The organism is Micavibrio aeruginosavorus EPB (genome assembly GCF_000348745.1).
In the GTDB taxonomy this organism is placed as follows: Bacteria; Pseudomonadota; Alphaproteobacteria; order Micavibrionales; family Micavibrionaceae; genus Micavibrio; species Micavibrio aeruginosavorus_A.
Genome location: NC_020812.1, coordinates 686,917 through 706,056, shown reverse-complemented (window position 1 = coordinate 706,056; position 19,140 = coordinate 686,917). Strand labels below are relative to the sequence as shown.

Annotated in this window: 18 protein-coding genes; 15 read left to right on the top strand and 3 right to left on the bottom strand. The window is 56.7% G+C overall.

The genetic code is table 11. From position 1 onward, the window contains the following. Positions 1 to 7: 7 nt before the first annotated feature. Entirely contained in the window at positions 8 to 391 is a 384-nt protein-coding gene (locus A11S_RS03275; protein ID WP_014102329.1) for a flagellar biosynthesis repressor FlbT, read from the top strand. Further along, the gene (flaF, locus tag A11S_RS03270) at positions 384 to 845 is read left to right on the top strand and encodes a flagellar biosynthesis regulator FlaF (protein ID WP_015467059.1); all 462 of its coding nucleotides are present in this window, start codon (positions 384 to 386) and stop codon (positions 843 to 845) included. Before A11S_RS03275 ends, flaF begins: the two co-directional genes overlap by 8 nt. Positions 846 to 1,030: 185 nt before the next feature. Here flaF and A11S_RS03265 read toward each other — a convergent pair whose 3' ends face one another. Continuing rightward, positions 1,031 to 1,546 (bottom strand): flagellar protein FlaG, encoded by a 516-nt coding sequence (locus tag A11S_RS03265; protein WP_235068098.1) that lies wholly within the window; start codon positions 1,544 to 1,546, stop codon positions 1,031 to 1,033. A 661-nt stretch (positions 1,547 to 2,207) separates the two neighbouring features. On the opposite strand from A11S_RS03265, the gene fliF reads away from it, so the two are divergent. The 7 genes from fliF to A11S_RS03230 all read left to right on the top strand — a co-directional run bounded on the left by fliF (position 2,208) and on the right by A11S_RS03230 (position 8,813). After that, entirely contained in the window at positions 2,208 to 3,851 is a 1,644-nt protein-coding gene (gene fliF, locus A11S_RS03260; protein ID WP_015467056.1) for a flagellar basal-body MS-ring/collar protein FliF, read from the top strand. A 23-nt stretch (positions 3,852 to 3,874) separates the two neighbouring features. Beyond that, positions 3,875 to 4,891 (top strand): flagellar motor switch protein FliG, encoded by a 1,017-nt coding sequence (gene fliG, locus A11S_RS03255; protein ID WP_015467055.1) that lies wholly within the window; start codon positions 3,875 to 3,877, stop codon positions 4,889 to 4,891. Positions 4,892 to 4,912: 21 nt separating this feature from the next. Continuing rightward, on the top strand, positions 4,913 to 5,650 hold the full coding sequence (locus A11S_RS03250) for a FliH/SctL family protein (RefSeq protein ID WP_015467054.1): 738 nt from the start codon (positions 4,913 to 4,915) through the stop codon (positions 5,648 to 5,650). A 126-nt stretch (positions 5,651 to 5,776) separates the two neighbouring features. After that, positions 5,777 to 6,025 (top strand): flagellar motor switch protein FliN, encoded by a 249-nt coding sequence (gene fliN / locus A11S_RS03245; protein WP_407635804.1) that lies wholly within the window; start codon positions 5,777 to 5,779, stop codon positions 6,023 to 6,025. Between the two features lie 28 nt (positions 6,026 to 6,053). After that, positions 6,054 to 6,929, top strand: a complete 876-nt coding sequence (locus A11S_RS03240) for a motility protein A (RefSeq protein WP_015467052.1) — start codon at positions 6,054 to 6,056, stop codon at positions 6,927 to 6,929. Positions 6,930 to 7,034: 105 nt separating this feature from the next. Further along, positions 7,035 to 8,444 carry a sigma-54-dependent transcriptional regulator gene (locus A11S_RS03235; protein WP_015467051.1) on the top strand — a complete coding sequence of 470 codons (1,410 nt, stop codon included), beginning with the start codon at positions 7,035 to 7,037 and terminating at the stop codon, positions 8,442 to 8,444. Between the two features lie 45 nt (positions 8,445 to 8,489). Continuing rightward, positions 8,490 to 8,813: a hypothetical protein gene (locus tag A11S_RS03230; protein ID WP_015467050.1), complete on the top strand. Its 324-nt coding sequence runs from the start codon at positions 8,490 to 8,492 to the stop codon at positions 8,811 to 8,813. 47 nt (positions 8,814 to 8,860) lie between these two features. Here A11S_RS03230 and A11S_RS03225 read toward each other — a convergent pair whose 3' ends face one another. Next, positions 8,861 to 9,751, bottom strand: a complete 891-nt coding sequence (locus A11S_RS03225; RefSeq protein WP_015467049.1) for an OmpA family protein — start codon at positions 9,749 to 9,751, stop codon at positions 8,861 to 8,863. A gap of 178 nt (positions 9,752 to 9,929) precedes the next feature. Between A11S_RS03225 and flhA the strand changes: the two genes are divergently transcribed. From flhA to A11S_RS03200, 5 genes are all read left to right on the top strand, one after another. Continuing rightward, on the top strand, positions 9,930 to 12,032 hold the full coding sequence (gene flhA, locus A11S_RS03220; protein WP_015467048.1) for a flagellar biosynthesis protein FlhA: 2,103 nt from the start codon (positions 9,930 to 9,932) through the stop codon (positions 12,030 to 12,032). Beyond that, positions 12,029 to 13,036, top strand: a complete 1,008-nt coding sequence (locus A11S_RS03215; RefSeq protein ID WP_015467047.1) for a DUF3137 domain-containing protein — start codon at positions 12,029 to 12,031, stop codon at positions 13,034 to 13,036. Before flhA ends, A11S_RS03215 begins: the two co-directional genes overlap by 4 nt. A gap of 1 nt (position 13,037) precedes the next feature. Beyond that, positions 13,038 to 13,958, top strand: coding sequence for a DUF3137 domain-containing protein (locus A11S_RS03210; RefSeq protein WP_015467046.1), 921 nt, complete (start codon positions 13,038 to 13,040; stop codon positions 13,956 to 13,958). Positions 13,959 to 14,087: 129 nt separating this feature from the next. Continuing rightward, positions 14,088 to 15,161, top strand: a complete 1,074-nt coding sequence (locus A11S_RS03205) for a flagellar biosynthesis protein FlhF (RefSeq protein ID WP_015467045.1) — start codon at positions 14,088 to 14,090, stop codon at positions 15,159 to 15,161. Between the two features lie 4 nt (positions 15,162 to 15,165). Next, positions 15,166 to 16,002, top strand: coding sequence for a MinD/ParA family protein (locus tag A11S_RS03200; protein ID WP_051054910.1), 837 nt, complete (start codon positions 15,166 to 15,168; stop codon positions 16,000 to 16,002). A 125-nt stretch (positions 16,003 to 16,127) separates the two neighbouring features. On the opposite strand, the gene A11S_RS03195 is transcribed toward A11S_RS03200, so the two are convergent. Further along, positions 16,128 to 16,808 carry an NMCC_0638 family (lipo)protein gene (locus A11S_RS03195; RefSeq protein WP_015467043.1) on the bottom strand — a complete coding sequence of 227 codons (681 nt, stop codon included), beginning with the start codon at positions 16,806 to 16,808 and terminating at the stop codon, positions 16,128 to 16,130. A gap of 98 nt (positions 16,809 to 16,906) precedes the next feature. On the opposite strand from A11S_RS03195, the gene A11S_RS03190 reads away from it, so the two are divergent. Further along, the gene (locus tag A11S_RS03190) at positions 16,907 to 19,093 is read left to right on the top strand and encodes a hypothetical protein (protein ID WP_015467042.1); all 2,187 of its coding nucleotides are present in this window, start codon (positions 16,907 to 16,909) and stop codon (positions 19,091 to 19,093) included. Positions 19,094 to 19,140 lie beyond the last annotated feature (47 nt).

Below are 19,140 nucleotides of genomic sequence, written 5' to 3'. Positions count from 1 at the left end.
ATCCTTTATGGCTCTTATCATCGACCTGAAGCCAGGTGAAAAAATTCTGATCGGCGAAGCCGTCATCACCAATGACAGCCAGCGCACCCGCCTGCACATTGCGGGCAACGCCCCCATCCTGCGCGAGAAGGATGTGTTGCGCGAAGAAGACGTGAATACGCCGGCGAAGAAAATCTATTTTCTGATCCAGTGCATGTACATTTCTTCCAAGCCGGATCAATACTTTGAGAAGTATTTCTCAACCATTCGCGAAATTCAGGAAGCGGCCCCGACCACCACCGTTTTCTTCGCCAGCATTAACGATAAAATTCTTTCCGGCCAGTATTATCAGGCCATGAAAGAAGCGCGTGAACTGATCAAGTACGAACAAGGTTTGATTGATAATGCCTAGTGATCAAAAACCACCACTGCCCCCGACCAACCCGCACGCCAGCGCCGCCGGGGCCTATGCCCAACACGCCCGCACGACAACAACCGACCCGCGCGAGATTGAAGCGCGCGCATTGTTGAAAGCCGTGCAGAAGATGCAGGACATTCAAAACCGCTGGGACAGTTACAAGCTGGAAGAGCTGGATGACGCCCTGCGCCACAACCGCCAGATCTGGCTGATGTTCGTCGACAACGCCACCGCGGGCGAGGAAGATGGCCGCCCCGACGCTTTGCGCGCCAATATCGCCAATTTGGGCGCTTACGTTTTCAAACGCACGCTGGATATTCTGGCCGACCCGAAAAAGGAAAAGCTGGACGTGTTGATCGACATCAACCGCGAAATCGCCGCCGGGTTGATGACGAAGCCAACGCCAGAGGGCGAAGCCACGCCAGAGAAAAAGGCCGGAGAGAAGTAATCAACGCCCTGCCCCACAGTTTTTAAAACCCCGGATGCGGAATTCGCGCCGGGGTTTTTGTTTTCTGAACTACGAATGGACACGGATTATCCGATACGCCTCGAACCGTATCCATGAAACACAAACAAAAAAGCGACCGGATCATCGGTCGCCTTGTTTTCAGTTTTTCCCACCTGCTCAAGATGTTATGCGAGGACGCTCACCGTTGTTGTCGGCTGGCTGGCGGCCGCAAAATTTGCGGCACTGGCGAATGCGGCGAATTGTTGTTGGGTTGGCGTCGGGGCCTGCGTTTGCGGGGCGGGCTGCTGAACCTGCACCTGCTGCTGGACCGGTTGGGACACCTGCTGCACCCGGTTTTCACGAGCGGATTCCTCGGCCTGGGCCACGCGGCGCGCTTCCAGCGTTGCGTCCTGACGGCGCATCGCATCCAGCATCGGCTCGGACGGGATTTGGCGAACGACGTCACCCGTATCCGGGTCACGCAATTGCAACACGGCCCTGTCGTGATTCACATCAACATGAACATAGGGGCTGATATACGGGGCCTGCGCCACCACTTGAACCTTGTCAGGGTTAGCAGCTTGCGTGCGTGACGTGCTCTGCTGTTCGGTGCTTCCCCGAATCAGCGGCGCGTTAGACAGCACTGAGTTCACTGCTTCAATCATTCCTTCCTGACCCGTATACCCGTTGCGGTGTGCCATTCCGGGTCCCCACCCGAATGCGCCGTTCAAACTTGTACGGCGCGCGGTCACACTTTTGGTATACTACCTAGATACCATGCTACCGCAATTCCACACCACCTGTCAAGAAAATGCACGCATCTGCCCATGTATGCAGGCAATATTCGCCCCGATTGTAAGGAAAAACTCACCCCATGCAAATATTCGAAAAAACTAAACCCCGCCCTTTTATTAAATAATATCACCGATTACTGCGAGTAAACCGCCCCAGAAATAACATTTTATACTACAAGACTTTAAAACTATACTTGCGATAGACCAATTAACTTAAATGAAACATTCCAGTAACAATGAACAGATTCAACAAAGATTAAGCCAAACGGACGCATAATATTACTTGAAATCAAGCCATTACTGGAATTTTAGCCGATTTGGCATGAGAAACAGCAAACTGTGCCAGAAAACTCAAAGGGATAGACCGAGGCAAAGCGGCCCGCATACGTGGCAATAGGGCGCAAAACGCGCTATAATTTTTACGATGCGGTTCGCATTTGCGCGGCCCCCTATTCTCGGGTACCTTTGATAGGAGAAACCCTCGTTTTCTGCGCCGCGCGTCCGCGCGGTTTGACTTAAAAACAACACCGCGCTCGACCGCTTTAACGCTACTGTCAGGATTGCAGACGTGAACAGCTTTATGGATACATTGCGACAACTCGGCCCCGCCCGCCTCGGCATCATGGGTGGCGTGCTGGTGACGCTTTTGATCTTTTTCATTTTCGTGTCGATGCGCGTGTCTACGCCATCTCTGAAATTACTGTATAGCGATTTGTCATCCACGGATTCCGCATCCGTTGCCGCGAAGCTGGAAGAATCCCAAATTCGTTACGATGTGTCACCCGATGGCACACGCATCATGGTCCCCGAAAGCGAAGTGGGCCGCGCCCGCATGTTGCTGGCCGAAGCGGGCCTGCCCAATGGCGGATCGATGGGTTACGAATTGTTTGATAAACAATCGGGCTTTGGCACCACGAACTTCATTCAGAACATCAATCAGGTCCGCGCATTGGAAGGCGAACTGGCGCGCACCATCGGTTCGCTCAGCCCGATCAAGGCTGCCCGCGTCCACTTGGTCCTGCCGCAACGCGAATTGTTCAGCCGTGAAAACCGCCCGGCCAGCGCCAGCGTGTTTCTGCAACTGAACCAAGGCGCCCGTCTGGAACGCGAACAGATCATGTCGATCCAGTCATTGGTCGCATCCGCTGTGCCGAACATGAAGGCCGACAGCGTGTCCGTGATCGACAGCCAGGGCAATTTGCTGGCGCGTGGTGGTGAACAGGACACCAGCCTGATGGCGATGAAAGCCGAAGAAATGCGCCGCGCATACGAAACGCGCCTGACGCAATCGGTTGAAGACATCATTGGCCGTACCGTTGGTTATGGCCGCGTACGCGCCACGGTCACCGCCGAATTGAATTTCGACCGCGTCACGACCAGCGAAGAAGTGTTCGACCCGGAAAGCCAGGTTGCCCGTTCCGTTCAAACGGTTGAAGAACTGAATTCAGAAAAAGAATCCGCGCCGCAGGACGTATCCGTTCAAAACAACCTGCCGGGTATTTCTGGCGATTTGCTGGGTGAACCAGGCAGCGCGTCCGAAGGGTCCCGCGTTGAAGAAACCACCAACTTTGAAATCAGCAAGACCGTCCGCAACCGCGTCAGCGAAGTGGGCGAAGTCAAACGCTTGTCCGTGGCGGTTCTGGTTGATGGCACCTATGCCACCGATGCCGAGGGCAACAAAACATACCAACCGCGCAGTGAACAGGAACTGGAACAAATCCGCCAACTGGTCCGCTCCGCGATTGGATACGATGAATCCCGTGGCGATACGGTTGAAATCGTCAACATGCAATTCGCCGATATGGATCTGGGCATTGAAGATACGTCCAACCTGCTGTTCGGTTTTGAACGCAGCGATATCCTGCGTGCGGCTGAAATCATCACCGTGGCGATCATGGTTATCCTGGTCGTTCTGCTGGTTCTGCAGCCGATGGTTGGCCGCCTGCTGGCCACCGAAGGTCTGAACGCCGACGAAGACGAAGGCGATCAACAAGCCCTGCTGTCCGCGCGCGCACCGACACCGGCCTTGACCGGTCCGGGCGGCGAACAATTCAGCCCGCCGGAAGCCGAGGAAGAAGATAGCCTGATCGACATGAAACAGGTCGAAGGTAAAGTTAAAGCATCCTCCGTCCGCAAGGTCGAAGATATTGTATCCACCTACCCTGCTGAAACCGTCTCCGTGATCCGGAGCTGGATGAGCCAGGAAAGCTAAAATAAAAAGGGAACGAGCGCACGATGCGTGTACGTGAGGATTATCGCACCCTGTCCGGTGCCGAAAAAGCCGCCATCTTCATGCTGGCCCTGGGCGAGGAACACACCGCCCGGATTTTCGAGCATATGGATGATGAGGAGATCATGGAAATCTCCCAGACCATGGCCAACCTGGGGAAGGTCAGCGCCAACGTCGTTGAACGCCTGTTTATCGATTTCGCTGAACAAATGAGTTCGACCAACAACCTGGTCGGCACGATGGATTCCACCGAACGCCTGCTGACCAAAGTTCTGGGCAAAGACAAAGTAACCCAGATCATGGAAGAAATCCGCGGTCCCGCGGGCCGAACCATGTGGGAAAAGCTGGGCAACGTGAACGAGGAAATCCTCGCCAACTTCCTGCAAAAAGAATATCCGCAGACCGTGGCCGTTGTGTTGTCCAAGGTGACGCCGGACCACGCCGCGCGCGTTATGGCCCTGCTCCCGGAAAACTTCGTGATGGAAGTTATTCACCGCATGCTGCGCATGGAAGCGGTGCAGAAGGAAGTTCTGGAAGACGTTGAAAAAACCCTGCGCACCGAATTCATGGCCAACCTGTCCCGCACCCAGCGCCGCGACAGCCACGAAGTCATGGCCGAGATTTTCAACAACCTCGACCGTTCGGTCGAAACCCGCTTCATGGAAGAGCTGGAACGCATCACGCCGGAATCGGCTGAAAAGATCCGCAGCCTGATGTTCACGTTCGAGGATCTGGCCAAACTGGACCCGGCGGCGATCCAGACCATTATCCGCGCCGTGGACAAGGACAAACTGCCCCTCGCCCTCAAAGGCGCGACGGAATCCCTGCGCGACCTGTTCTTCTCGAACATGTCGGAACGTGCGGCCAAGATTATGAAGGAAGACATGGGTGCCATGGGCCCGGTCCGCCTGAAAGAAGTCGAGGAATCACAACAATACGTGGTCAATGTGACCAAGGATCTGGAAGCCCGTGGCGAGATCGTGATTGCCAGCGGCAACGAGGAAGACGAGCTGATCTACTAAAGTTCGGAACGGCGTTAAAATATGAGTGATAAGAATACAGCATCGCCGAAAGACGTCCGGAAATTCCTGTTCGACCGCAACAAATTCGATGCGGCGGAAGAGGAAGAGATCATTGCACCCGATGAACCGCCCCCGCCCCCGACATTCAGCGAAGAAGAATTAGCCAAAGCCACCCGGGCCGCCATGGAACAAGGGCGCAAGGACGGCATCAATGAAACGCTGGGCAGCATTGAAAAAGATGTTTCAATGACGCTGAACAGCATTCGCGATCATTTCGACCTGCTCTTCCGCGCCGAGGCCCTGCGTTACAACACGTTTGAGGAAGAAGCCGTCCAACTGGCCCACGCTATTTTCAAACGCTGTTTCCCGTCGCTAAACGAACAGGCGGGCCTGAATGACGTGAAAATCATGATTGAAAACGTGCTGGAAACGGTCCGCGATATGCCGGAAATCGTGATCGAGGTGCCGGAAGCCTATGTGGATGCGATTCGCCAGCATATTGATTCGGTTTTGCGTGACGGCGGCCAAGGGGCCCGCTGTACCGTGCGCAGCCACCCGTCCCTGGCCGCCGGGCAGTGCCGCATGGGCTGGGCCAACGGCACGGCCGTGCGCGATCCCCAGCATCTGGCCGAACAGATTAGCGCCCAGATTGAACAGGTCCTTGCAGACCGGGCCAACCTGACCGATAATAGTGAACAGAACATTCACAATGCGGCTATTTCCGTAACGGAACCCCCCGCATCCGATCAAAGCCAATAAGCTGGAGAAGTCCATATGACGGACGATAATCAGGATACAAAAGCCAAAGCAGGGATGAACCTGAACGAAATCGAATCCGTCGGCCTGCCCGAAAGCGACGAGAAAGATTACGAATACGGCGAACCGATGGCCGGTGACGTCACCGCCATTTATGACATTCCGGTGCAAATCTCCGCCGTTCTGGGCCGCTCCACCATGCAGGTCAGCCAGTTGCTGAAACTGGGCCGCGGTGCCGTGGTTGAACTGGACCGCAAGGTCGGCGAAGCGATCGACATCTATGTCAACAACCGTCTGGTCGCCCGTGGCGAGGTTGTTGTGGTCGAAGACAAGCTGGGCGTGACCATGACCGAGATTGTCAAATCGGATCGCAACTAATCTTCCAATTCCTCTTTGGTAAAACTGTATGACCAGTGATGCATCCCAACTGCGTGCCGCACAAAGCTCCGATGATTCATCCGGAGCCACTGGCGGTCCGGATGTGGTCCTCAGCATCACGGCACCGCGCCGCAAGCTGGACCTGGCGACCGTTGTCGGTGTGACCAGCGCGCTGGCGCTGATTGCCGGTGGTATCGCCATCGGCCAAAGCAACGCCAGTTTTTTTAACCTGCCCTCAATCCTGATTGTGGTTCTGGGTACCGTTGCCGCGACCAGCATTTCATTCACGGGCGAAGAATTACGCAAGTCGATTGGCGTCATGGGCAACTCGCTGTTCCGCCGTGTGTGGAAACCATCCACCATGGCGAAACAATTGATGGATCTGGCCATGATTGCGCGCAAACGCGGCCTGCTGGCGCTGGCCGGGGCCGAAAGCGAATTGAAGAAGGATAAATTCCTGCAAAGCGCCGTGCAGTTGGTCACCGATGGCTATAACGCCGATGATATTGACCGTGTTTTGAGCCAGGAAATCGACGCGCTGGTCGAACGCCACCGCCGGTCCGCCAACATTCTGCGCCGTGGATCGGAAATTGCCCCGGCGATGGGATTGATCGGGACACTCATTGGTCTGGTGCAAATGCTGGCCGATCTGGACAACCCGGATGCGATTGGCCCGGCGATGGCCGTGGCCCTGCTGACCACGTTTTACGGGGCCGTACTGGGCATGGTTTTGCTGGCTCCGCTGGCGGCCAAGCTGGAACGCAATTCCAACGACGAGGCCACCATCAAAACCATGGTTGCGCTGGCCATGACCTCGATCGCCCGGCAGGACAATCCCCGTCGCCTGGAAATGCTGCTGAACAGCGAATTGCCCCCGGCCGAGCGGATCAAATATTTCGATTGAGAATCAAGCCTTAAAGCTGTGAAAATTATGGCAAAATACGCCATTCACCCTTTTCCTCCCCCATCTTTGGCCCTAATATCATTGACTCAAAGGGGTTAAGTGAACATGCGTCTTATGATTGTCGGACAACTTGAAGGCTATATCAGCGCGGCGGGTAAAATCGCATTACAGCGCGGAGCCAAGGTCATCCATTGCGAAGATATCGAACAGGCCCTGGGCGCATTGCGGAACGGCAAGGGCGCCGATCTGGTCATGATCGATGTGAAACAAAAAGTTGGCCAGTTTGTCGAAGCGCTGAAAGCTGAGCGCATCCATCTGCCCGTCGTCGCCTGTGGCATCAACACCGATGCCCGCGCCGCCGTGAAGGCGATTCAGGATGGCGCGAAGGAATACATCCCCCTGCCCCCTGATGCGGAATTGATCGCGGCCGTTTTGTCCGCCGTGACCGAAGAAAACAATACGATGATCGCGAATGACGCGGTCATGCAGGCCGTTGTCAAAATGGCCGACAAAATCGCCCCATCCGAAGCCACCGTGTTGATCACAGGTGAATCCGGAACGGGTAAGGAGGTGATGTCGCGTTACATTCACAATAAATCCAAACGCAAGGACGGCGCGTTTATCGCCCTGAACTGCGCGGCCATTCCGGAATCATTGTTGGAATCCGAATTATTTGGTCATGAAAAGGGCGCGTTTACGGGCGCAACATCCCGCCGCCTTGGTAAATTTGAAGAAGCACATGGCGGCACGTTGCTGCTGGACGAAGTGACCGAAATGCACCCGTCGCTGCAAGCCAAATTGCTGCGCGCGATTCAGGAACGCGAAATCACCCGCATCGGCAACAACGATCCGGTGAAGGTCGATGTCCGTTTGATCGCCACATCCAACCGCAATCTGGAAGACAGCGTGAAGAAAGGCGAGTTCCGCGAGGATTTGTATTTCCGCCTGAACGTCGTCAATATCCGCCTGCCCGCTTTGCGCGAACGTCCGGGTGATATCGTGCCGTTGGCCCAGTTTTTTGCCGACAAATTCGCCGACCAGAATGGCGTTGAGAAGAAACGCATCGCGGCAGAGGCCCAGCGCGCCCTGCAATCCTATAAATGGCGCGGCAATATTCGCGAGCTGGAAAACACCATGCACCGCGCCGTGCTGATGTCGATGGCGGATGAAATTGAAACCGAAGCCATCTTCCTGCCCGAAGGCGGCGGCCTGGGCTCTGCCCCGGCGGCCAGCCCGTCCAACGCCCCGTCCATGTCCGGCGTGTCCGGCGCGGGCGTTTCGGCATCCGCCCCCCCGGCAAACATCCAAAACCCGGGTGCGGTTGAAACCCTGGTGGGCCGGACCATCGCCGACGTGGAACGCCATATGATATTGAATACATTGGATCATTGCCTGGGCAACCGCACCCATGCGGCCAACATTCTGGGGATTTCCATACGGACCTTGCGGAACAAGCTGAACCAGTATAAAGACGAAGGGATCGACGTCCCGGCCGCCGCTGGCGGGGAACGATAAGTCCCCCAAAAACAACCTAAAAACGACTGACAAGGATACATAATCATGACCAACTTCCGCACACTGATGCTGAGCGCAATGATCCTGCCGGCTTTGGCCCTGGCCGCCTGCGACAACAAAAAAGAAGACGCCGCTCCGGCTGACGCCACCGCAACGGAAGAAGCCGCCCCGGCTGCTGACGCTGTACCGAGCAACGCTGAAATGGGCATCGACATGCCGCAACCGGAAGCCGTTGAAAACGCCGCTCCGGCTATGGAAGCTCCTGTGATGGAAGCCCCGGCAATGGAAGCTCCGGCAATGGAAGCCCCGGCCGCTGAAGAAGCTGCCCCGGTTGAAGCTCCGGTTTCTGAAGAAGGCGCTGCACACTAATCGTGCCGCATTGAATATAAAAGCGGGGCCCATCGGCCCCGCTTTTTTTATCCCGTAAACCCAAATGACGGTGTGGCGACAATATCAACGCGACGATTTTCCGCGTGATCCCCCGTTTCTGTATCGTTATCCCCCAGCAACGTGTCGGCATGGTCTTCGTTTTCAACCGCAATACGGTCGGGATCAATCCCCATTTGCGCCAACGCATTCCGCACGGCAATCGCCCGGCGCATGGACAATGACGGATTGGCCTTCTTGCGCCCGCTGGTATCGGTGACACCGGATAAATCCAGCGTCCAATGCGGTCGGTGACGCATGGCCATGGCCAGATCCATCAACACAACACGCGCCGGTTCATTGATCACAATGCTGTTGGCATCAAAGTACACAGCGGTGCGCACCGCCGCCTGATCGACATCGCCGGACAGGCTTTGCATCGCATTCCTGAATTGATCGCGACAGGGCAATGTGGCAATGACCGATAACACGTCCTGTCGCATCGCGGATTGCGCGACCCAGCAATCGAAACTGACCTGCGCCACGGCCAGAGCGTTATCATTGCCAATCCCCCGCATGATGGACAGGGCTTCATCCAACGCCATCGCCGCCTGATCCAATTCGGGGGTCAGGGATACGGGGATGATATTGGGGTCGACGATATCCCGCGCCACAGGTTTCGCCTTCGCCGCGGCAAAGGCCTTGCGGGCAAAATGGGTGGAAAGATCGCGATCCCCGCCCTCCTGCTCCATCCCGGCCAACGCTTGGTACTCCCGCGCCAGATAGCTGTTGAAATCCGAACCACTGACTTTCAGCGACCGGACATTCGTCGTCACACACGCGGACATCACGCCCCCGGCCACGCCCAGCAATAAAACCAGGCGGCCAACACGGGCAAAACCACGATACGGAAAACGAAGCAGGGACGATGCGGAAATCATCCCCGAATCCTAATCGAAAACCGCAGAATGACAAGTGTTTAACACCGAAATCCGCGGATCAGGGTTTGCATGTTCCCCCCACCCTGCGTAAAATATTATGAACACCTGCCCGCCCCAAATCGGGGGTCGGGCCGGGTGTTTTTTGTGTAATACGCTTTCCCCTCTGGGCTGTTTGTTCATGGCTGATGCACCGTCGAATTTTTCGTTGAATGTTGGCCGCGCCAAGGGTGCGGCCGGATCGGTGCTGCGCGGGGATGCGTTGCTGGCGCTTGGCATCATCATCATCCTGATGTTCATGCTGGTGCCGCTGCCACCCTTTATCCTGGATATGGGGCTGTCGCTGTCCATCACCTTCTCGGTTCTGGTTCTGATGACGGCGCTGTTCATCCGCACGCCACTGGAATTTTCAACATTCCCCACCGTGTTGCTGATCACAACAGCGCTGCGACTGGGTCTGAACATTGCCTCGACTCGATTGATCCTTGAAAACGGACATCAGGGTGCGGCCGCCGCCGGCCATGTGATCGAAGCGTTCGGAACGTTCATTATCCGCGAAAACTACATCATCGGCGGTATTGTTTTCGCCATTCTGGTGATTGTGAACTTCGTCGTTATTACCAAGGGTTCGGGCCGTATCGCCGAAGTTGCCGCGCGCTTCACATTGGATGCCATGCCCGGCAAGCAAATGGCCGTTGACGCTGACTTGTCGTCGGGATTGATCACCGAAGACGAAGCCAAAATCCGCCGCAAAAATCTGGAACAGGAAAGTACATTCTTCGGGGCCATGGACGGTGCGGCGAAATTCGTGCGCGGCGATGCCATCGCCGGCCTGCTGATTACATTCATCAACGTGGTGGCCGGTATCATCATTGGTACGGCGCAACACGGTTTGAGCATGGCCGAATCCGCGCAGAACTATACCCTGCTGACCATTGGTGACGGTCTGGTCAGCCAGATCCCCGCCCTGATCGTATCCGTGTCGGCCGGTATGCTGGTGTCCAAGGCCGGTGTTGAAGGCGCCGCCGACAAAGCCCTGACGGCACAGTTTTCACGTTATCCGAAAGCCATGGGATTAACGGGCGGTTTGATCATCGCCCTCGGCCTGGTGCCCGGTATTCCCACCCTGCCCTTCCTGTTCCTGGGTGGTGTGACCAGCGGCCTGGCCTGGATCAGCATGCGCGGCCAGCAAACGAAAGAAGAAGAAAAACTGGCCCTCGCCGCACCGGACAAACCGGGCGTCGTGGCGGAGGAACCGATATCCAAAGCCCTGGCCATCGATACCATCAGGCTGGAATTGGGCTACGGCCTGCTTCCGCTGGTTCAGGGCGAAGGCAGCAACAAGCTGACCGATCAGGTCAAGGGATTGCGCCGTCAGTTGGCCGAAGACATGGGCTACATCCTGCCCGCCGTGCGGATTCAGGACAATTTGCAACTGCCCGCCAACACCTACACCGTGCGCATCAAGGAAATCGAAGCGGGCCGTGGCGAGGTTCGCCCCGGCATGCTGATGTGCATGGACCCGACGGGGGCCGCCATCACCCTGCCTGGCGAAAACACGGTGGAACCGACCTTTGGCCTGCCCGCCATGTGGATCGACGAGCAGTACCGCGAGGAAGCCCACTTCCGTGGCTACACCGTCGTGGACGCCCCCACGGTTGTCACCACGCATTTGACCGAAATCGTCAAGGACAACATGGCCGACCTGATGTCCTATACCGAAACGCAAAAATTGCTGGACGAACTGCCGGGCGATTACCAGAAGCTGGTCGCCGATGTTGTTCCGACCAAGATGTCGGTCAGCGGCCTGCAACGTGTGTTGCAAAACCTGGTGTCCGAACGTGTATCCGTCCGCGACATGCCCACCATTCTGGAGGGCATTGCCGAAGCCTCCATCTACACCAAAAACGTCACCATCATCACCGAACATGTGCGGTCCCGTCTGGCGCGCCAGATTTGCGAACGCAACGTCAACGCCCATGGTGTGGTCCCGCTGGTCACATTGTCCCCGGATTGGGAACAGGCCTTTGCCGAATCCCTGCTGGGCGATGGTGAAGAAAAACAACTGGCCATGGCCCCAAGCCAACTGCAGGATTTCATCACCGCGGTCCGCGGCGTGTACGAAAAACTGGCCCAAACGGGTGAAGTGCCGGTCATGCTGACATCCCCCGGCATTCGTCCCTATGTGCGTTCCATCGTTGAACGTTTCCGCCCGCAAACGGTGGTCATGTCCCAAAACGAAATCCATCCGAAAGCCAAGATCAGGACGCTGGGGCAGATTTGATCCAATCGTTCAACAATTTTGACCAGATCAAGGATATGGATTTGCATATCCAGCGTCTGGACATCGCCAAGGATATTGAACGCACCATCCAACATAAAATTGACCGTTTCGAAACCGTTCGCCGCTTTCATCGCAATGGCCACATCGCTCTCTGGATCTTGTATGCCTGCATCACAGCGGGGTTTGTCTGGCTCATTTTCATAGGCCGCACCCATCTGGACATCGACATCACCGCAAAGGCAACAGTACTCTTTACTGGCATAACCGCTGGCACATTTGCCGCATCACGCGCGCAAAAGAAAAAATATTTACGGCACGTAAAACGCGGATTGATGTTCACCCTGTCCCAAGAATTGAATATTAAATACAACCCCACCGGTTTTTTCCGTCTGGGCGATCTGTATGATCACCTGTTGTTGCCCAGCTATGATATCCGGCTGGTGGAAGACGGGTTCGAAGCGGTCATCGGCGAACGCCGTGTCCAGTTTCAGGAAGCGCGATTGATCGCCAAACATATCGACGTTGAACGGGGCAAATGGCTCAGCGGCTATGTCATGTTTCAGGGGGTGGTCGCCATCATCCCCCTGAATAAACGTTTGGACCACCACACTTTGATCTTTTCGCGTGATTACGTAACGCGCAAAACCGCCGCCAACATGGACCCACGCTTCCTGCCCTTTAAACCCATCAAGATGGTCAGCCGAAAGTTTCAGGATCAGTTCCAGATTTATTCAACATCCGGGACCGAAGGTCATTACATCTTTGACCCGTCATTCATTGAACGTTTTTTGGAAGCCACCCAACCCGTTGGCGCAAAATCGGTCAGCGCCAGTTTTTACAAGGATACGCTGGCCATCGCGATCGCCTTTGACCGTGACATGTTTGAATTTGGCAATCTTCACACCCCCATTGATACGCTGGCCATTAAACAGGTTATTGATGATATTGCCGTTGTTGCCGATGTTGTTGAAACGTTGAACATGAATCCCCATATCGGGCTGTAACATGCAGACACAAACCCCGGACATCACCACCCTCTGCGCCACACTGGATGAACAACGCCAGCGTTATATGCAGGTGTTCGTCATGGGGGCCCCGATGGCCTTTGCCGCCCTCTGCGCGATTGGCGCGTTGATGATGACGGAGGATACCGGGTTTCCGTGGATGTTCGTTGTCTTCTGGACCGCGATTGCGTCGCTGATCCTGTTCCATGTCATGAACATGAAATACCGCAAGCGGACCAAGGCCGCCCTGATGCGCGATCTGGCCGCCGGGATAGGATTGGCATTCAAAGCCGACGGTGTAATGACCTGGGACGATGTCGCCCCCCACGCCATTCTGCCCCCGCATGACCGATGCGGGATTGAAGATGGCTTCACCGGAACCATCGCCAATGTCCCCGTCGCGTTTCAGGAAATGAACCTGGTCGATATCAGCCGCGACCGCGATGGCGACACGACCGAAACCACCGTGTTCCATGGCGCCGTGATTCGCATCGGAATCGGCAAAACCCTGAACGCCCATACGGTGATTATGCCCAATGGCGTTGCCGGGCGATTTTGGCGCACGGCTTTTTCCAAATTCGAACCCGTCCGCCTGTCCGCCCCGGATTTTGAAAACCGCTTCGACGTGATGGGTACGGACCAACTGGAAGCACACTACATCCTCGATCCAGGCTTTATGGAATCTTTCCTGGCGGTCGCCGATCACATTGGCACAAAACAATTCGAGGCCAGCTTTCGCGGATCGGAAATCCTGTTCGCCATTTCCCGTCCCGGCGCATTATTTGAAATCGGCCATTTGTTCCACCCCCTGACGCCACGCGACCTGACCACCGTGCAAAATGAAATTGATGCGATTGAAGGGCTGGTTAACGCATTGAAATTGAATCCCTATACCGGGCTGGGCGCAAAAATCCCGGACTAGCCCCACCTTTCCTCGCATTTTTCTCAAATCCGGGGATTCACTTAGGCTCCCTTTACGTTTATTCTGTAGAATAGTGATTCTAGAAAACATATAATCGTTAAGTGAATCACAGAGTTCACGGTCCCGCCCATGCGCCTTAAATCGTTCTATGCCAAAACCATGACAGAGGCATTGCATATGATCCGCGAAACGCTCGGAGAAGATGCCATTATCGTCGCCACCCGCGAAGAAAACGGGGGTAAGTCCGTGCGCGTTACCGCCGCCGTGGAGCAGGAAACGTTTGAGTCCCACAATGACGGATGGGACGAACCCGCCATTTCCACCCCGCAAAGCCGGGCGCAGGATGGCGGATGGTTGCAATATGATTCCGAACAGGACGAAAACGCGGTCGCGGAAGAGCTGACCGACATTATGCTCAAACACGCCGTACCGGAAGAAATCACGGATCAGGTCGTATCCTGCGCCACCGTGGCCGGCATGGGCAACACGCATGAGGCGCTGGTCGCAGCCCTTGAACATCTTTACGTATTCCGCCCCCTGCCCCAGAAGGCCGTCGGCAAAAATTTCGTACTGGTCGGGCCGCCGGGTGCGGGCAAGACGCTGGGTGTGGCAAAAATGGCCACCCGCGCGGTTATGGCCGGGCAAAAAGTGGCCGKTATCACCACCGATACGTTGCGTGCGGGCGGCGTCGAACAATTGGCGGCATTTACCAAAATACTGAACGTCCCGCTGGAAAAAGCGCGTGACCCGCGCGATCTGGGTCGGGCAATGGACGCCGTGCGCGGCGCGGACCAGATTGTGATTGATACCGGGGGCCTGAACCCCTTTAACCCGCAGGAAATGCGCGACCTAGCCCGTATGATGGCCGTGGCAAACATGGACCCCATTCTGGTCATGCCCGCGGGCGTTGATGCCGATGAATCCGGGGAAATGGCCCGTGTGTATGCCAGCCTGGGCGTGCGCACGATGATATCGACCCGATTGGATATTGCCCGCCGGATTGGCGGGCTTCTGGCCGCCGCCCATTATGGTGGCCTGGTTTTTGCAGACGCCAGCAATACATCTCAAGTGGCCGAGGGCCTGTTCGGGATGTCGCCGGATCGTCTGGCGCGTATCTTGATGCCCCGCAGCGCCCCGGCGGATCGTGGTTCCACGGCCACCACCGGTTCGGCGTCGCCCAAAAAGACAGTAAATGCAGGATAAAACCATGACCGAGTCACCGTTAACGGCTGAAAAAGACCCAGCGACGCCCACCACGCCAACATTCCGGCGCGGCAAGAACATTATCGCGGTTGCCAGTGGCAAAGGCGGCGTGGGCAAGACATGGTTTTCCATCACCCTGTCCCACGCGCTGGCGCGTCAGGGCAAAAAAGTCCTGCTGTTCGACGGGGATCTGGGTCTGGCCAACGTCGACGTGCAATTGGGATTGATGCCGAAGCGCGATTTGAACGACGTCATCCGTGGCCGTCTGGGCCTGGACAAAGTTGTTCAGCGTTACGAAGAAGGCGGGTTTGATATTATCGCGGGCCGTTCGGGTCAGGCCTCCCTCTCCGCTTTGCCGGGCCAGCGTTTGACCTTCCTGCGCGACCAATTGCTGGAAGTGGCCGATAAATACGATGTCGTCATCATCGATTTGGGCGCGGGCGTTGACCGCACCGTGCGTATGATGGCCGCCACATCCACCCGCACCTTGCTGGTGTCGACGGATGAGCCGACGTCGCTGACCGATGCTTACGCCTTTATCAAACTGGGCAATGCCGCCGGCATGTCGAAAAATATCGGCATCGTGGTGAACCAGGCCCCGAACACGATCGAGGGCGAACGCACCTATAAAACATTGCTGAAGGCGTGCGAAAACTTCCTGCGCCTGTCCCCGCCGATGATGGGCATGGTGCGGATTGATCCGCGCGTGAAGGAATGTATCCGCAACCAGACACCGTTGTTGATCCGCTCCCCCAACACCGAAGCGGCGGAGGACGTCGAAAAAATCGCCCGCGCCGTGATGCGCGACATGGCCGAAACCCGCGCAGCGGCAACGGCGTAAAGATCAAAACAGACAAATAAAAACCCCCGGAGATTATCCGGGGGTTTTTATTTTTTAACACAACAACCACGACGAAAGAAAACGTGACTTGCACAAAACTCGTCGTGTTCGTCGTGTTGTCATGACTACATCTTAGCGCCGCTTTCGATGGCGAAGATGCTGATGATCGCGGCCAGGCTCGGGTGCGTGGTGCTGGTCGTGGCGACCATGCCGATGTCATTCCCCATCTCCGGGCGACGCACGGCAATCAGGGTACGCTTCAGTTTCTGATCCTTGTCATTTTCGGTCCGCAGTTCATAGGTGATTTTTTGCTCACCCTTGTTCTTGTCGAGATTGTCTTTCATCCACTTCATCATTTCGTGGACTTTCTTCTCGTCAGCCTTGCGGGAATAAATGGTGCAGGCCCCGTTGTCTTCGGACACCAGAACGAAGCGGCCTTGCTTGCCGCTGGCCGACCATGCCAGACCTTGGCCGGACGGCGTGTTGCTCAAAAACGGCTTGGCGTCTTCGCCTTTGACTTCCGGCAACTTCACCTCTTTCACCCATTTGCGCAGGCGATCTTTGTCGCCGCCATTGGCCAGGCACGCCTGCATAAACAGGTTCACGGCGAACTCGGCCTGTTCCACCGGCGAAGCTTCGGTGATTTTAACGGTTTTGTCCTCGGGCGCGCTCTTGGCGGCTTCTTTGGTCGCTTCCTTGGCGGGGGCGGCCTCTTTCGCCTTTTCTTCGGCCATGGACGGGACGCTCAGCGCCAACCCGGCCAATACCATGAAAACAAACCCGAATCTTTTGAAATTATTGTGCATTTTGCCTATCCCGGTTAACAGTCTTTGTCCCGATTTGGTGGTATAATAAGGGGAAATTAGCCTCTGGATTACGTCTTTTTTATGAAGTTTGCAATGGCATGACCGATACGGGTTCATCATCCCTGCCACCCGGGGCGTCGCCGCCCCGAAGCCGCCCCCAAACCCCCACCGTTTTGGGGCTTGTGACAGGGCGCGTCGCCGCCATTGCCCAAGCTCTGACCCAGCGCATTCAGGCCACAACCATCAACGGCGTCGTTGTCGGCCAGAACAAGGACGGCAGCACCAAAATCCGTACAGCGGAGGGTGATGTGGACGTGGTGTTGCGCGGACGCGATTCACTCCCCCCCGGCACCCAAGTGGAAGTCACCATCCCCCCCGCCCGCGCCGATGGACAACCCCCGCGGCAGGTGAGCGTCCTAGAAGTGGCCCCACGCCCGGACCAACCCGCACCGCCAGCAAAACCGGACACGCCACAGCAAACAACAACGACGGTCACAAAACCCGCCACACCCATCGCATCACCCCATACGGGCGATGATGCCGCGATTGATGGTGCCATTGATGACAGGCCACGCCCCGCGCCCATCATCACCCGTCCATCATTACCGCCGGAATTGCGCGAAACACTCGACCAGACACAACAACCGCGCCCGGTTGCGACACCAACGCCCGCGCCGCTGCAGCCGGATGTGATTATCCGTCTTGTGCCCCTGCCCGCCGCGCAATTGCACGATCTTGTTTTACCCGTGGCCGAGGATGTAATTCTTCCCGCCCCCGTGATCCGCGCCAGCGTTGTCCCACAGGACATTGCAAAGGATATCGCGCAAACACTGGCGCCCGCATTCCCGGCGACGAAACCGGTCGCCATCAAATCCGTTTCGCCCATTGCCATCACCACATTGCCTCCTGTGGGGGAAATGCCTGTGGCCACGTCCGCGCAACGTCCTGTGGCAATGCCGGCGCAATCGACCTTTTACACCGTACCCGTTGCGCCCCCAGCCATATCATCGGCGGCCATACCATCGACATCCATACCGCCAACAGCCCTGCCGGGTATGACGATGACGCCCTTGCCGCAAGGAAGCATCTGGCCCGCGCCCCTGTTCCCACAATCACAACCCGGCATGATCCAGGTGTCGATGCCGCAATCCATGCCCACAGGGCCGAACCTGATAACGCCACAGGCGCAAGCGATACCGCCCCTGCGCCCGCACACGATGGATGCCCGCATCACCGCCATCCATCCGGGCGAAGGTATTGCGCGGCTAACCCCCATGCAATCCGCGCAATCCATCATCACACCGGATGCCACGATCCCGGTATTGCACAATCCCAATCCCATCACGACCCGAGCCACCATTATTGGCCACATGCCGACGCAAAATAACCCCGTGGCCGTGTTGCACGCCCCATTGATTGCGCCGAACCAATTGTTTGCGATTCAATGGGCGGGCGATGCACCGATGACGGGGATGACGTTGGATTTGTTACCGCGTTCCGTTCCTGTGCCTCTGCCCGGCGTGGTTCCGGATGGCACATCCATGCCCGCGCCCGGTGTACCCGTTACCACGGCCCCCATTATGGCGGGCATGACGCCGCCATCCATCTTGTTCGCCGACTGGGACTGGCCCGCCATGGACGACATGATCCAGACATTGTCCGTCACCGCACCACAGGTGGCCGCCGCCACCGCGCGCATGGTCCCCAACGCCGCATCCCCGTCCCAGGCCGGGGCCGCCATGATGTTCCTGTTCGCCGCCATTCGCGCCAATGATGTTGCGGGCTGGCTGGGCGATGATGCGATCAGCGCCCTGCGCCGCGATCCGCGTGGGATGCAAGCCTTGACCCGCATGGGGCGCGATATTGCCGGGTTGCAAAAAACAGATGCCGACCCGGTGACACAGGATTGGAAAGCCCTGACCCTGCCCATGATGTGGCAAAACGATATTCACAAAATCCACATGTTCTATCGCCGCCAGCACAGCGATCAGGATGACGACAGTTCCGATGCGAAAAAGGGCGACAGCACCCGTTTCATTTTCGACTTAAACCTCGACCGCATGGGCGATATGCAGATTGACGGATTGATGAAGGACAAACGGCTCGACCTGATCCTGCGCACCCGTGAAAAATCCTTCAGCCCGCCGATGCAGGCCCATATGAAGGGCCTGTATGTCGCGGCGCTGGAAAATGCCGGAATGAAGGGCGCGTTGGGCTTTCAATCCCGGTCCGAGGATTGGGTGCGCGTTGATGTCCGTCGCGCGGAAGTGCAGGAATCAGCCTGATTTCCCGTTCCTTAACCGTTTTTAAGCCTTTTCCGCATAGGATACGC

Bases quoted from the DNA above. Each gene is read 5' to 3' on its own strand.
- fliG (WP_015467055.1), top strand. From the start codon at position 3,875: ATGCGTGTACGTGAGGATTATCGCACCCTGTCCGGTGCCGAAAAAGCC.
- A11S_RS03190 (WP_015467042.1), top strand. From the start codon at position 16,907: ATGACCGATACGGGTTCATCATCCCTGCCACCCGGGGCGTCGCCGCCC.
- A11S_RS03195 (WP_015467043.1), bottom strand. From the start codon at position 16,808: ATGCACAATAATTTCAAAAGATTCGGGTTTGTTTTCATGGTATTGGCC.
- A11S_RS03275 (WP_014102329.1), top strand. From the start codon at position 8: ATGGCTCTTATCATCGACCTGAAGCCAGGTGAAAAAATTCTGATCGGC.
- A11S_RS03250 (WP_015467054.1), top strand. From the start codon at position 4,913: ATGAGTGATAAGAATACAGCATCGCCGAAAGACGTCCGGAAATTCCTG.
- A11S_RS03230 (WP_015467050.1), top strand. From the start codon at position 8,490: ATGACCAACTTCCGCACACTGATGCTGAGCGCAATGATCCTGCCGGCT.
- A11S_RS03235 (WP_015467051.1), top strand. From the start codon at position 7,035: ATGCGTCTTATGATTGTCGGACAACTTGAAGGCTATATCAGCGCGGCG.
- A11S_RS03240 (WP_015467052.1), top strand. From the start codon at position 6,054: ATGACCAGTGATGCATCCCAACTGCGTGCCGCACAAAGCTCCGATGAT.
- A11S_RS03200 (WP_051054910.1), top strand. From the start codon at position 15,166: ATGACCGAGTCACCGTTAACGGCTGAAAAAGACCCAGCGACGCCCACC.
- A11S_RS03225 (WP_015467049.1), bottom strand. From the start codon at position 9,751: ATGATTTCCGCATCGTCCCTGCTTCGTTTTCCGTATCGTGGTTTTGCC.
- A11S_RS03210 (WP_015467046.1), top strand. From the start codon at position 13,038: ATGCAGACACAAACCCCGGACATCACCACCCTCTGCGCCACACTGGAT.
- fliN (WP_407635804.1), top strand. From the start codon at position 5,777: ATGGCCGGTGACGTCACCGCCATTTATGACATTCCGGTGCAAATCTCC.
- flhA (WP_015467048.1), top strand. From the start codon at position 9,930: ATGGCTGATGCACCGTCGAATTTTTCGTTGAATGTTGGCCGCGCCAAG.
- flaF (WP_015467059.1), top strand. From the start codon at position 384: ATGCCTAGTGATCAAAAACCACCACTGCCCCCGACCAACCCGCACGCC.
- A11S_RS03265 (WP_235068098.1), bottom strand. From the start codon at position 1,546: ATGGCACACCGCAACGGGTATACGGGTCAGGAAGGAATGATTGAAGCA.